The organism is Salipiger mangrovisoli (assembly GCF_015223355.1).
In the GTDB taxonomy this organism is placed as follows: Bacteria; Pseudomonadota; Alphaproteobacteria; order Rhodobacterales; family Rhodobacteraceae; genus Salipiger; species Salipiger mangrovisoli.
This window is the reverse complement of record NZ_JADFFK010000027.1, coordinates 37,239-50,116: the sequence shown is the minus strand read 5'-3', so window position 1 is coordinate 50,116 and position 12,878 is coordinate 37,239. Positions and strand designations below refer to the sequence as shown.

The following is a 12,878-nucleotide window of genomic DNA, read 5'->3' as shown; positions in this document are numbered from 1 at the left end:
CGAAAGGTCCCGCTACGTTGCCGCGCGGGTCGGAAATAGGGGGGTGTGAATTAAGGCGGCGGGCCGTCAGGCCATGTGGACCCCGCCATTCACCTGGATCGTTTCGCCAGTCACGAAACTGGCCGCAGGGCTACAGAGAAAACCGATGACCGATGCGATCTCCGAGGCTTTCCCAAGCCGCGCCAGCGGTGTCTGGCGCAGGGTCTCGTCGCCGCGCGTTGCAATTAGTTGCTGGGTCATCGGAGTATCGATGACGCCGGGCGCCACCGTGTTCACGCGGGTGTCCGGGGCCAACTCCTTCGCAAGCGACCGGCCCATCGAGATCATCGCCCCCTTTGTTGCGGCATAATGCGCGTTGGCCACCGCCCCGCGCATAGCCGCAAGCGACCCGAGAAAGACGACCGAGGAGTCCGGCCTGAAGAAGGGCACGGCCCGGCGGGTAAGGTAGAAGACACCATCGAGGTTGATCGAAAGTGTGCGCCGCCACTGCGCATCGCTCATCTCGGCGAAGGGCTCGGCTAGGTAAATTCCGGCGGACGGCACGAGGAAATCGATGCCACCGATATCTGCTGCGGTCTGAACGATGCGGTCGGCGTCCTCGGGATTTGCCGTGTCCACCGCGAGGCTGGCGATCCTGCCCGACCGACCCCGCGCACGCAGGTCTTCCGCAAAGGCGTCTAGAGCCGCACCATCTAGATCCGCCAGCACGAGGTCAGCCCCAGCATCGCAAAACAGGTCGGCCACCGCTCGCCCAATGCCGCCGTTGGCGCCGGTGAGGACAATGCAGCGGCCAGAGAAGTCGAAGATCATTGCAGCGACTCCGCCAGATCGTCGCGATAGGCCGCGATATGCGCGTATTGCACGACCTCGACGATGTGGCCCTCGGGATCGCGCAGGAACGACAGATAGGTGCCCGGACGTACTTCGATGCGCCCGGGTCCGGTCATCTCCTGCGCGCCATGTGCAATCGCACTGGCGACCACCGCCTCGAAGTCATCGACGATGAAGGTGATGTAGCTGGCATCGTGACGGTCCAGGATATGGTCGCTTTGCGCGGGCCATGGCTCGGGCGGTCGCTCCGGCGCAAGCAACTTCAGGCGCTCGCCCCAGGGCGTCTGCATGCGGACAACTCGGTAGGCCTGCGCACTGAGCGCCGCCTCGTTGGCCTTGCCCGCCGGCACCGTCACATCGGCGACCAGCGACAGCCCGAACGCCGCTTCATAGAATGCCATCATCAATGGCAAGTCTCGAACAACGAGGCCCACTTCCAGGGGTGCTGTCATCTTCATTTCTTTCTCCTCCCTGACTGCGTCAGACTGCGAGCCATTCCTCGGTGACGTCCGGGCGCTCGTTCAGTGCCTGCGGCGTGCCGGCAAAAACCACTTGGCCATGCCCCATGACGCAGATCCGGTGTGATACAGTCATCGCGATGGTGAGCTTCTGCTCGACCAGCACGACCGAGACGCCCTTTTCGTTGATGTCCCGGATCACCTCGCCCACCACCGCGACGATCTTGGGTGCAAGGCCCTCCGTCGGCTCGTCAATCAGCATGACCAGCGGGTTGCCGAGCAGCGACCGGCACATGGTGAGCATCTGCTGCTCGCCCCCGGAAAGGCTGCCGGCGCGGGTGTTGCGGCGCTCCTTGAGGCGCGGGAAATAGGTGAACATCTGGTCCACGGCCCACTTCGTCGCGCCTGCCGGTCCCGCCTGACGGCCCATCTCAAGGTTCTCGTCCACCGACAGGTTGAGGAAAATCTCACGCTCCTCAGGGACATAGCTAAGCCCGCGGCGGCAGATGTGAAAGCTCCGCTCACCGGCGATCTCTGCTCCGTCCAGCTGCACCCGCCCTGCTGAGGGCGGCACCAATCCCATGATGGATTTCAGCGTCGTCGACCGGCCCGATCCGTTGCGCCCCAGCAGGCTCACCACCTCGCCTCTGGCAACGTTGAAACTCACTCCATGCAGGATATGGCTCTTGCCGTAGTGTGCATTGAGGTTTTCAACCTTGAGAATGGGATTGCTCATGCCGCCTCCTCGCCGAGATAGGCTTCCTTGACGCGGGCGTTGCCGCGGATTTCGTCCGGTGTCCCGGTCGCGATGATCTCGCCGTAGACGAGCACGCTGATGCGGTGGGCCAGCGAGAACACCACGCTCATGTCGTGCTCGACGATCAGCAGCGTCCGGCCCTGGGTAATCTCCCGGATGAGCCCGGAGGTATAGTCCGTCTCTTCGTGGGACATGCCTGCCATGGGCTCATCCAGAAGGATCACCTTCGGGTCCGAGGCCAGGGTCATCCCGATCTCGAGCGATCGCTGCTCGGAGTAGGACAGCTGGCTCGCAAGATCGCTTCCCCGTGCGGAAAGGCGGATCTTCTCGAGCAGTTCATCGACCTCTTCGTTCACGACGCGCAGACGCGCAGCGGAACGCCAAAAGACGAACTGGAGGTTGTGCTTGCGCATCACCGCCAGGCGCAGGTTCTCGCGGACCGAGACACCGGGAAAAATGTTGGTGATCTGGAAGGATCTGGCGAGACCTCGGCGGTTAACCTCTGCAGGTTTCAGGCCGCCGATGCTGTTGCCCTGCAGCAGAATCTTTCCCTTGCTCGGAGCAAACTGCCCAGAACACAGGTGAAAAAGTGTCGACTTGCCGGCACCGTTGGGCCCGATGACCGCGTGTCGCTCGCCCGCCATGACATTCAGCGTGGCGCCACGGATGATATGCGCTTCGCCAAAGGACTTGTGAACGTCCTGAAGGGACAGGATCGGATCGCTCATGCCTCAGCCTCCTTGCGCGCCGCAAGGCGGCGGTTGATGGTAACAACAAGCGCGATGCCGACCGCCATCAGTCCCAGGCCAAAGCCCCAAGGCTGGATGGAGAGTGGCGACCAGTCCATCGAGAACAAGGTGATGTCGGGCCAGCCAGCGGCCGCTACGTTTGCCCGGTACTCGTTCGAAAGAAGCCGCTGCAGGAACTCGATCAGGAAGATTGCGCCGATCGCGGCCACTGCGACGGCCCCGAGCCGCAGGCAGATGTCCCCCAGAAGCCGCAGGATGCCAGCGCGTGTTGGTGCCGAAAACCGGTCGACGATCTCGCCGACGATGCCGCGCGGCATGAACATCATGACCAGTACGAAGATGATGCCCTGATACAGCAGCCAGACCCGCGTCAGATCAGATGTGACATGGCCGAAGAAGGTCATCACCGCCCCGCCGATGGCTGGTCCGAGGAACACCCGTACACCGCCGATGAAGCTGTTCAGCACGACCGCGGTGGAGATGTGCGACTCCAGCACGACGTAGTTGGCGGCCTCGATGTTCAGCGACTGCAGCGCCCCCGCGATACCGGCGAACATGGCCGACACCGCGAAGATCAGTGTGCCGAGCGCGTGGGTGTTGTAGCCTAGGAAGCGCAGACGGTGGGCATTCTCCCGAAGCCCAAGCGCGAGGCTTCCCAGCGGCGTCTTCGAAAAGAGGTAGAGCGCGGCGATCGACAGCAGGGTCCATGCTAGGGTCAGGAAATAGACCTCGGTGATTGACCCGAAGGAGAAACCCCATGCCGGCATGCGGAAGGACGACACGCCAGCCTCACCGCCGAACATCGCCTTCATGTGCGGTGCGAGTGCATGGAGCAACTCTGCCAGCGCTAGGGTGATCATGGCGAAGTAGACGCCGGTCCGCTTGGTGGAGAAATAGCCCGCGACAAGACCGCTGACCAGGCCGGTCCCGGCACCGACGAGCGGCAGCAGCGGTGTTGGCAGCAGCCCTTCGCCACCGAAGGCATTCATCGCATGCACGGCGGCAAATGCACCGACGCCGAAGTAGGCGGCATGGCCGAAGCTCAACATGCCCGCGCGACCGCAGAGAAGGCCGAACGCCATGGCAAACAACGCGGCGATTAGCATCTGAATGGCGGCGTTCAGGAAAGAGCCGGAAACCAGCCAAGGCATCGCCAGCAGCAAACAGACGACGACGGCGAGAGAGATTGGTCCGAGTTTCATCGAGTTATTCCTTTTCACCCATCAGACCCGAGGGTCGGACAACCAGCACCAGTAGCATGATGAAGAAGGGGATCGTGGCGGCGAGGCTCGACAACCGGGTGGTCAGGAGTCCACCAATGTCCTGCGCCCAAGCCCCGAGGCCGACGAGGGCAAGCGCATCCGCCAGCATGAAGTTGCTCCCGACCGCGAGCGAGTTGGTGATGCCGATGAGCAGGGATGCCGCCATGGCGCCGCCCATCGAGCCGAGCCCGCCGACAACGACCACTACGAAGACCATCACGCCAAGTTCGAGGGCCATGTTAGGGTTCGTCGTGTAGAAGGCCCCTGCGACTGCCCCGGCCAGGCCCGCGAGCGCGGCGCCGAAGCCGAAAACTCCCATGAAGACCAAGGGCACATTGTGGCCGAGGGCCTCGACCATCTGCGGGCGGTAGATGGCGGAGCGCACTACGATCCCCACCCGAGTGCGGGTCAGGAGGAGGTAAATCGCGATGAACATCGCGAGCGCGATGCCGCCCATGAAGAGCCGGTAGAACGGGTAGTCGATGCCGCTCAGGGAGAAGGCGGCGAAATTGAGTTCGACGGGCACACGATAGTCGATCGCGAACTTGCCGTAGGCCATCTTGATGATCTCGGCGATCACAACGGACAAACCAAAGGTCACCAGCAACTCGTGGGCGTGGCCGTGCGCATGCACGTGGCGCAAGATGTAGCGCTCGACCAGGATACCGATGCCGGCCACCAGGAGCGGAGACAGGATGATGGCGATCCAGAAGCCGGTCAGGGGCTCCAGCGTGTAGGCAAAATAGGCACCCAGCATGTAAAACGAGGCATGCGCGAAGTTCAGTACGCCCATCATGCCGAAGATCAGCGTCAGGCCCGCCGACACCATGAAGAGCAGAAGGCCGTAGATCGTGCCATTCAGCAAAGCGAAGATTATCTGGTCCAAAACGAGCCCCATTCCTTTTTTAATGGCAGGCGGGCTCATGGCCGGGGCTTGAGCCCCGCCCATGATCAGGTTTCAGTTCATGATGTGGAGAGGTCCGGTCAGCCCGGACGTTTCATCTCGCAGCTGTCCTGCAGCGGCTGCTCGGCGTCCTGCGCTGAAATGACCTTGACCGGCGAGAAGCCGAACTCGGTGCCATCGGCCTTGTAGACCGCGTCGCGGGTCACTTCCTGGACCACCATCGGAAGGCTAGCCTGGTGGTCACCCGCACGCATGGAAACCACGCCCATCGGGGTTTCCACGGTGGCTTGCTCGAGCGCCAGCGCGAGGGCCGTCGCATCCACCCCATCCTCGGTCGGCTCGACCTGGGCCAGCGCTTCGCCGAGCAGCTGGATACCGAAGACCGCTGCGGGCTCGACGTAGGAAGGATAGTGCCCCGTCTTGGACTTGTAGTCCTCCATGAAGGCGCTGCTGGCCTCGGCGTTCACCTCGGCGTTGAAAGGCGTTGAGACAAAGTGCCCCTCGGCCACCGCGCCAGCATTTCCGATATTGCCCGGCTGATCGAGGAAGGCCGTTCCGAAGCGTGCGTCGAGACCCGCGCCGCTGGCGGCCTTCATGAGCAGTAGCAGGTCGTTCGACCAGTTTCCGGTGATCACCGTGTCGGCACCGCTCTGCTGGATCCGCGCGACGTAGGGCGCGAAATCCTGAATCTTGTTCACCTCGTGCAGGGTCTCTTCGACGACCTCGAAGCCGAGTGCGCTTGCCGCTGCGACTGTGTTGTCCTGAACATCGATGCCCCAGGAGTAGTTCTGGTTGATGGCGTAGACATTTGTGCCGAGCGCACCGGCTTCCTTCATGCCGTCGAGAACCGTGTTGACGCGGATCGCGGCGTTCGGGCTCATGCGGAAATGATAGAAGTGGCACTTGGAACCGGTGAGCTCCATCGCTTCGGCTCCGAGGTTGATATAAAGGACCTCATCGCCAGCGTTGCGCAGATTGTTCTTGCGGACGTCTTCGGTGATCTGTCCAGCCACGGCCGAGGACGAGCCTTGGATGATAATGTCCGCGCCATCTGCGATTGCGGCGCGCACGCGGTCGGCAGCCCCGACCGGGCCACCCTGGTTGTCGTACTCGAGGACCTCGATCGGCGCACCGCCAAAGCCACCCGCTTCGTTGATCTTGGAAATTCCGTAGAGCACCGCATCCCTATAAAGCAGGCCGGTGGACGCCTGCGGCCCCGACAGAGTTTCCACGAGACCGATTTTGAGCGCCTCGGCCTGAGCCGTCCCGGCCGCCATCACGAGCGCGAGCGCGGCGGTGCCGCGGGCATATGAGCGAAATGCCATGCTGTCCTCCCTAGACATCTGTTGAGCCGCGGCAGATGCCTCCCAGCGCCGCGACCCAGCGGTGATCGCACGAATGGCCTTACCAGTCAACAACTGGGCAGACCAATTTCATACTAGCCAGAAAAATTCGGTATCATTTGGCATAAAATCACCACTTTTAACAGAAAAATAATACTTTAACTTGTCAGACCAGATGCCTAGAATGACTTCAGGAGGATCACATGACCGAGTCAGAATCTGCAGCAGTGGCCAGCGCATCGTCGCAATCTGCGCAAAGGAATCGCCATCTCCCGGATGAGATCGCCCGAGGTCTTCAGGCGCAGATTGCAGCGGGTGATCTCAGCGTCGGAGACCGACTACCCTCGGAGCGCGAGCTCTGCAGCATGTATTCGGTCAGTCGCGCCGTGGTACGCGAGGCACTCTCGCAGCTGAAGTCCGAAGGGCTTGTAGCAGCACGCGCGGGCAGCGGCGTCTACGTGACCCAGCAGGACGCAACCAATGCCTTCCGGCTACAGAGCTTCTCTCTCCTGGATGACACAGCCCTCGCCCAGGCAATGGAGCTTCTCATCACCGTCGAAACGGCGGCGACAAGGATCGCGGCACGGCATCGGACCGAAGAGGACCTGAAGTCGATAAAGCGCGCGCTGATCGGCATGGAATATGCAGTGGCAAACGACATGCTGGGCGACGAGGAAGACTACCGCTTCCATCAAGCCATCGTGGAAGCAACCCACAATCCTAATTTTATTTCTCTAAGCAAGCATCTTGAAGCAAGCGCGCGCAGCGTCATCCGGCGCGCCCGTATCAATACTAGAACTAATCGCCCAGATCTTTTGGAAGCAGTTCAGGACGAGCACAAGAAGATTTTCCAGGCAATCGAGCTTGGCGATGAAGCGGCTGCGAGCCTCGCCGCGGAACAACACCTCTCGAATGCCGCGGCGCGAATCCAGATCTACACTGCGTCAGAAAAAGGCACGTAGCCCGCGAGCCTATTTCTAGCCGCCACCTTGAAGATCCTCCGCTGGCGTTCGTCAAGCTGTGCAACTCTAACCTTTGTGTCGGTGTCGATCGTGACGAGTCTGGCCAGGCTCCGACCATGCATACAGGAAAGATCTGAGTCCACCCCCCTATCCTGACCATTTGAGGGCGGTAATGGACGGATAAGGTCGAACTATGTTATATGGCTTGCATTTTTTTGACGGAAGCAGCGCGAGTTCAGGCATATGCCACCGAGGTGCTCGCGCGCCACGACGCGACTCGCTTGGCGAGCGATATAGCCCGGATTGCAATAACATATCCTCCAGGACCTGCGCCGATCATGATAACGTCGCAATCAGCCTCGGGCATCACTGAATACGTCCGCAGCGAACGCAATTGAGCTCGAGAAAGTCATCGAGCCCGTGATGTCACACAGACCAATGGCCCGGATCTTCTGGAAGCGGTTCAGGACGAAAAGTGAAGTTCTTCCAGGCAATCGAGCCTGGTGATGTAGAGGCTGCGGGCTTTCCCGAGAAACAGCACCTCTCGAACGCCGTGGCACGAATCCGGATCTACACCGCGTCAGAAATGGCACGCAGCCGACGGGTCCGTTTCTTGCAGCCACCTTGAAGCACCAGAGGAGCTCGGCGGCGAAGGGCTCTGGCCAGAACGGAAACCCCAGCCAACAACCCTAGGCGTCTGCGACGAAGGTCCACGGTATGCAACCGCGGGCCGTTCTTGTCCCTTCCCGCGTGGCCTGCGCCTCGATGGCACGCGCAGACAGCATCCGCCCCCCGATCGGGGCGCGTGCCGGACCTCTCGGGCTTTAGGCCGTCAGGGCTCTGGTCGTGCGAAAGATCACCTCGACCCCGCGCGCCAGCTGGTCGTAGTCCGTCCATTCCTCGGGGGTGTGCGACACGCCGTTGCGGCTCGGCACGAAAACGAGGCCAACCGGCGCAATCCTCGACAGGACCATGGCGTCGTGCCCTGCCCCGCTCGGCATCGGGCGCCAGGCGAACGCGCAATCTTCGGCCGCGGCTATCATTGCACTGCGGATGTCTTCGGACATCGGCGTCTCGGGAACCGAAAGCAGCTCCGAGACCGTAACGCCGAAGCCGGATGCCTCGAGGGCGGCGAGCCGTTCGCGAACCGCCGTCTTGAGGCCTGCGACCGTCGCGGCCCTGTCCGCGCGCAGGTCGACGCTGAAGGTTGCCGCCTCGGGAATGACATTGGCGCCCCCGGGCTGAATCTCGATCTGGCCCACCGTGATGACCGCTCGCGGATCGATCTTCGAACAGAGGTCCGGCAGCTCTGCGATGACCCCGGCGGCGGCCACCAGCGCATCGCGGCGCCCGGCCATCGGGGTCGTACCGGCGTGCCCGGCGGTGCCGGTGATCGTCACCTCAAGCTGTGACAATGCCACGATCGAGGTGACGACGCCCACGGCATCGCCGGTCTGCTCGAGCACCGGGCCCTGTTCGATGTGCAGCTCGAGGAAGGCATGGATCCCGCCCTCGGGGATCACTGCGTCGGGCGCATTCTCCAGTGCGAGGCCGAAGCCGGACATTGCCTCGTCAAGCGCAACGCCCTTCCCATCGACCATGCCCGCGAGCGCGTCCCCGTCGACCTGCCCGGTGAGGATGCGCGAGCCGAGCAGGCCGCCGCCGAAGCGCGCGCCCTCTTCCTCGATCATCACGATCACCTCGACCGAGCGGCGGGGACGGTGGCCTTGCTCCTGCAGGCAGAACGCGGTTTCGATGCCAGCGACGACCCCAGCGGGTCCGTCGAAGGCCCCGCCGTTCGGAACGCTGTCGATATGGGATCCGACGAGGACCGGAGGCAGCGACGGCTCGCTGCCCTCGAGGCGTCCGATGAGATTGCCGACGCTGTCGATCCGCGTGCTCAGCCCCGCCGCCTGCATCCGGCCGACAAGGTAATCCAGAGCCGCGCGATGCTGCGCGCTGTAGGTTAGCCGGGTCGTGCCCTTGCCGGGGCTGGCAGTAAACGCGGCCAGCGCCTCGATCATCTCGCGGATGCGGGTTTCGCGCGCGTGCATGACCATCACAGGAGCCCCGCGAAGATACCGGCGAGCAGCACCGACACGATCGTCACGGTCACGAAGCCCGCGACGAGCATCGGTGGCAACATGTGCGCCGAGAGCACTTCGCGTTCGTCTTCCTTGTCGGACAGCGCGTTCACCACCTCGTTGGTGATCACGTAGTCAGCCGGAAAGCCGTAGAGCGCCGTGAGCGAGCACGCGAAAGCCATCGCCGGAGTGCTGCCGAGCAGCTTTCCAGCGATGAAGGAGAAAACGTACATGCCCGCCACGCCGATGATGATCGCGCCGAACATCGGGCCCGCAAGGTCAAGGAGCATCTCGGGTGTCGCGCGGTTCAGACCGCCGAGAATGAACAGCATCAGGACCATGATGACGAAGCCGAAGGAGTTCGCGAGTTGCAGCGGCTGCCGCTCCAGAAAGCCCACCGACGAGGCGAGCACACCGGCCACGAGGCACAGCACGAAGGGACTGATGTCGAAATAGGGCTTCACCACCTGTGAGGCCCCCCAGGCGAGGAAGGCCACGAGGCCAAGACGGAACAGCTTGAAATAGACGGTGTTGTACTCCGCCGGAAGCTTGGCGAAGAGGGCAGGCACCGAGGCGGCCTTCGCCGGAGCGACCTGCGCCACCTTGGCCGCGCCGGTCCACTGGCCGCTGCGGTAGAGGCCGAGCACCCGACGTCCCTCGCGCTGCAGCATCCAGGAGGTGAGCGGATAGCCGATGAAGCCCTGCATCACGTAGATCAGGATGGCGAGCACCGCGAGGCTCTCGAAGCCGGCATTGGCCGCGGCTTCGGACATGATCAACGAGGAGACCACCCCGCCGGTCAGTGGCGGCGTCACGACGACGAGGGTCTCGAAGTCGAGGAAGAGCCGGCCGACGGTGAACAGCATCGCGGCGATGCCGGCAATCCCCAGCAGAGCGATGACCACCGTGCGCCATTGCCGCTTGAGCTCGCCGACCGAGAGCAGCGTGCCCATGTTGGTGATGAGCAGATACATCGACAGGTAGACGATCGGAGTGCCGAAACCGGCGACTTGTACGATATCCTGCGGGAAGAAGGTCCAGTACCCGACAAGGAACAGCACGGCGCAGACGAAGATTGACGGCAGTCGCGATCGGGTCCGGGTGGCGGCGACGTCGCCGACGAAGAGTATCAACGTCAGCAATGCAAAGGCGGCGAGTTGGGGCATTCTGGTCTCGATTCAAGTCTGGCAGGTGCAACGATTGACGGATCGTTACATCCAAATGGATGTATTTCGCAAGGAGTGCTATGCTTGCTGCCAAGAAAACGAAAGATTGCAACCATGCCGGGCGCCAAGACCGCAGACGCCTCTCCCTAAAGCCAAGATGGTGAAACCGTGCGATACGAAACTGACGACATCCTGCGCGAGACGTTTGCGTCCGACCTGCGATACCTGATGGTGGTGAGCTACATTGTTCTCTCCAACAACCAGATTTCTAACCGCTTTTTCGAGAAGACCTACCGCATGCCTGTGCATGCTTGGTCGGCGCTTTACGCGGTGGTTCGCTTTCCGGGGCTCCTTGCGAAAGACATTCAGCTGCTCTTCCCCCGCCCGCAGAACTCGGTCAGCCGCGCGGTCTCCCTGCTGCGCGAGCGCGGCTGGATCACCGTCGAAACCAGCGACGAGGACACGCGGGCAAAGCAGCTCTTCCCGACCGAGCAAGGGAGGCGGGTCCTCGAAGAGATCGAGGGGCGGGTCCTGAAACGCCAAGAAGAGATCTTTGGCGCTCTGACGCATCAAGAACGCGACCTGTTCCTGCAGCTTTGCCGCAAGCTGATCCTCGGCGGAGGGCTTGCTGACTCAGCGGCACTCTCTGCCGACGGTGTGCAGTGAACCCGCCCGGGTTCCGAGCGCGTGCGTCGCGGTACCGCATGCGCCCGGTTTTCCGTTCTTCGCGCGGTCGGTAACTGTGCGCAGGATGGCAACCCATGCCGCGGGTTTGGTCATGCACCCCTGGCCTGACGCACCATGCGGACCAGCAGGAAGGCCGAGCAGGCTAGCATCCCCACCGCGATCGGCGATTTGAACAGGAACAGTGCATCCCCACCCGAGGCGGTGAAAGCGCCGCGAACCAGCCCCTCCAGCGTCGGCGCCAGCAGGAAGCCGATCACGAAGGGCAGGATCGAGATCCGCAGCCGCCGCAGCGCGTAGCCGATCAGCGCGAAGGCCCCGGCGGTCAACAGCCCGAGGTAGCCGCCGTCCTGCACGTAGGCCGCGGTGAGCGATACCGACAGGATCACCGGCAGCATGAGCTCCTTGGGGATGCGCACGAGATGGCCGAGAAAGCCCATGAGCACCCCGCCCAACGTCCAGTTAAAGAGGTTCGCCATCACCATCATCGTGAACATGCCGAAGGCCATGACGAGGTTGGTGTTGAGGATCGTGTCAAAGCCCTCGATCTCCTGGATCGGGGTGAACTGGAACACCTGCGGGCCGAAGGAGAAGTCGCCGATCGTCTCCACCGCAAGGATGATGAAGACGGCCGCGAAGTTGCCGGGAATGCCGAGGCTCATCACCGGGATGAGGTTGGCGCCGGAGACGGCGGAATTCGCCGCCTCGGTTGCCACCACCCCATCGGGCGTGCCCTGCCCGAAGGCCTCGGGCGTCTTCGAGCGCCGCTTGGCCGTGTCATAGCTCAGCGTCGCGGCAGTGGTGGTGCCGATCCCGGGCAGCGCGCCGATCACCGTGCCGATTGTTGCAGAGCGCAGAATGCCGGGCAGCATCCGCGCTCGCTCGGCCCATGTGAGCCGAGGGCCCATCTCGGGCCTGGTGGGCGGCGGCGCGTCGACCTTGCGGGCGTCATGCATCTCCTCGATCGAGATCAGCACCTCCGAGATCACCAGCACCCCCAGCACCGCCGAGGTCAGCGGCAGGCCATTGCCAAGCTCGGGAATGCCGAAGGTCAGCCGCGGACCGTTGCCCGACATGGTCGAGCCGACGAGCGAGACGAACATGCCCAGAAGCCCGCCGATCAGCCCCTTCAGCGGCGCCCTGCCGACCACCGCCGCCATGAAGCAGAGCGACAGGATGATCAGCGCCGACTTCTCCGGCAGGCCGAGGATGCGCTCGACCGCCACGGCGATGGCCGGAGCCGCGATGAACAGCACGATGTCCGAAAAGTTGTCGCCCATGACAGAGGCGAAATGCGCGGTCTGGATCGCCTTGCGGCCCTGGCCCTTGCGCGCCATCGGGTAGCCGTCGAGCGTGGTGAGGAAGGCATCAGGCGTGCCCGGCGTCTTGAACAGGATCGCCGGCACCGCGCCGCCCACCGTGGCGCCCTTCATGATGCCTAGCAGACAGCCGAGCACCGGGTAGAGCGCGTCGTTGCCGTAACCGAAGATCGACACGAGGATGGGCAGCGCGATTGCCATGGCGAAGGGTCCCGACATGCCGGGCACCGCGCCGATGAGGATGCCGACCAGAACCCCGACCAGCACCATCAGCGCTGGCAGGCTCTGCAGGGCACCGTCGGCGCCCATGAACACGGAAGTTACGCCGAGGCCGACGTATTGTAGGAAAAGGTCCATGA

Annotated in this window: 12 protein-coding genes; 2 read left to right on the top strand and 10 right to left on the bottom strand. The window is 63.0% G+C overall.

Features of this window, described 5'->3' with window-relative positions:
- Window positions 1-66: 66 nt before the first annotated feature.
- The 7 genes from IQ782_RS25360 to IQ782_RS25330 form a co-directional block, all read right to left on the bottom strand.
- Window positions 67-810, bottom strand: coding sequence for an SDR family NAD(P)-dependent oxidoreductase (locus IQ782_RS25360; RefSeq protein WP_194137463.1), 744 nt, complete (start codon window positions 808-810; stop codon window positions 67-69).
- A complete protein-coding gene (locus tag IQ782_RS25355) occupies window positions 807-1,289 on the bottom strand; it encodes a VOC family protein (protein WP_240989571.1) in 483 nt (160 codons plus the stop codon). Before IQ782_RS25355 ends, IQ782_RS25360 begins: the two co-directional genes overlap by 4 nt.
- A gap of 22 nt (window positions 1,290-1,311) precedes the next feature.
- The gene (locus tag IQ782_RS25350) at window positions 1,312-2,025 is read right to left on the bottom strand and encodes an ABC transporter ATP-binding protein (RefSeq protein ID WP_194137462.1); all 714 of its coding nucleotides are present in this window, start codon (window positions 2,023-2,025) and stop codon (window positions 1,312-1,314) included.
- Window positions 2,022-2,774 carry an ABC transporter ATP-binding protein gene (locus IQ782_RS25345; RefSeq protein WP_194137461.1) on the bottom strand — a complete coding sequence of 251 codons (753 nt, stop codon included), beginning with the start codon at window positions 2,772-2,774 and terminating at the stop codon, window positions 2,022-2,024. The genes IQ782_RS25350 and IQ782_RS25345 overlap by 4 nt, the downstream gene beginning before the upstream one ends.
- The gene (locus IQ782_RS25340) at window positions 2,771-3,958 is read right to left on the bottom strand and encodes a branched-chain amino acid ABC transporter permease (protein WP_240989570.1); all 1,188 of its coding nucleotides are present in this window, start codon (window positions 3,956-3,958) and stop codon (window positions 2,771-2,773) included. The genes IQ782_RS25345 and IQ782_RS25340 overlap by 4 nt, the downstream gene beginning before the upstream one ends.
- Before the next feature lie 43 nt (window positions 3,959-4,001).
- Entirely contained in the window at window positions 4,002-4,943 is a 942-nt protein-coding gene (locus tag IQ782_RS25335) for a branched-chain amino acid ABC transporter permease (protein WP_194137459.1), read from the bottom strand.
- Window positions 4,944-5,041: 98 nt separating this feature from the next.
- Window positions 5,042-6,286, bottom strand: coding sequence for a branched-chain amino acid ABC transporter substrate-binding protein (locus IQ782_RS25330; RefSeq protein WP_194137458.1), 1,245 nt, complete (start codon window positions 6,284-6,286; stop codon window positions 5,042-5,044).
- Window positions 6,287-6,507: 221 nt separating this feature from the next.
- Here IQ782_RS25330 and IQ782_RS25325 point away from each other — a divergent pair, with 221 nt between their 5' ends.
- Window positions 6,508-7,266, top strand: coding sequence for a FadR/GntR family transcriptional regulator (locus tag IQ782_RS25325; RefSeq protein WP_240989569.1), 759 nt, complete (start codon window positions 6,508-6,510; stop codon window positions 7,264-7,266).
- An 824-nt stretch (window positions 7,267-8,090) separates the two neighbouring features.
- On the opposite strand, the gene IQ782_RS25320 is transcribed toward IQ782_RS25325, so the two are convergent.
- Complete coding sequence (locus IQ782_RS25320; protein WP_194137457.1) at window positions 8,091-9,326, bottom strand: M20 family metallo-hydrolase; 1,236 nt, start codon at window positions 9,324-9,326, stop codon at window positions 8,091-8,093.
- On the bottom strand, window positions 9,326-10,516 hold the full coding sequence (locus IQ782_RS25315) for a hypothetical protein (protein WP_194137456.1): 1,191 nt from the start codon (window positions 10,514-10,516) through the stop codon (window positions 9,326-9,328). Before IQ782_RS25315 ends, IQ782_RS25320 begins: the two co-directional genes overlap by 1 nt.
- Window positions 10,517-10,684: 168 nt before the next feature.
- On the opposite strand from IQ782_RS25315, the gene IQ782_RS25310 reads away from it, so the two are divergent.
- Complete coding sequence (locus IQ782_RS25310) at window positions 10,685-11,182, top strand: MarR family winged helix-turn-helix transcriptional regulator (protein ID WP_338092648.1); 498 nt, start codon at window positions 10,685-10,687, stop codon at window positions 11,180-11,182.
- 110 nt (window positions 11,183-11,292) lie between these two features.
- On the opposite strand, the gene IQ782_RS25305 is transcribed toward IQ782_RS25310, so the two are convergent.
- Entirely contained in the window at window positions 11,293-12,876 is a 1,584-nt protein-coding gene (locus IQ782_RS25305) for a tripartite tricarboxylate transporter permease (RefSeq protein WP_194137455.1), read from the bottom strand.
- Between the last annotated feature and the right edge of the window lie 2 nt (window positions 12,877-12,878).

What these genes read in the sequence shown, in the direction of transcription:
- IQ782_RS25360 (WP_194137463.1), bottom strand. Translation starts at nt 810, where the DNA reads ATGATCTTCGACTTCTCTGGCCGCTGCATTGTCCTCACCGGCGCCAAC.
- IQ782_RS25355 (WP_240989571.1), bottom strand. Translation starts at nt 1,289, where the DNA reads ATGAAGATGACAGCACCCCTGGAAGTGGGCCTCGTTGTTCGAGACTTG.
- IQ782_RS25350 (WP_194137462.1), bottom strand. Translation starts at nt 2,025, where the DNA reads ATGAGCAATCCCATTCTCAAGGTTGAAAACCTCAATGCACACTACGGC.
- IQ782_RS25345 (WP_194137461.1), bottom strand. Translation starts at nt 2,774, where the DNA reads ATGAGCGATCCGATCCTGTCCCTTCAGGACGTTCACAAGTCCTTTGGC.
- IQ782_RS25330 (WP_194137458.1), bottom strand. Translation starts at nt 6,286, where the DNA reads ATGGCATTTCGCTCATATGCCCGCGGCACCGCCGCGCTCGCGCTCGTG.
- IQ782_RS25325 (WP_240989569.1), top strand. Translation starts at nt 6,508, where the DNA reads ATGACCGAGTCAGAATCTGCAGCAGTGGCCAGCGCATCGTCGCAATCT.
- IQ782_RS25320 (WP_194137457.1), bottom strand. Translation starts at nt 9,326, where the DNA reads ATGGTCATGCACGCGCGCGAAACCCGCATCCGCGAGATGATCGAGGCG.
- IQ782_RS25315 (WP_194137456.1), bottom strand. Translation starts at nt 10,516, where the DNA reads ATGCCCCAACTCGCCGCCTTTGCATTGCTGACGTTGATACTCTTCGTC.
- IQ782_RS25305 (WP_194137455.1), bottom strand. Translation starts at nt 12,876, where the DNA reads ATGGACCTTTTCCTACAATACGTCGGCCTCGGCGTAACTTCCGTGTTC.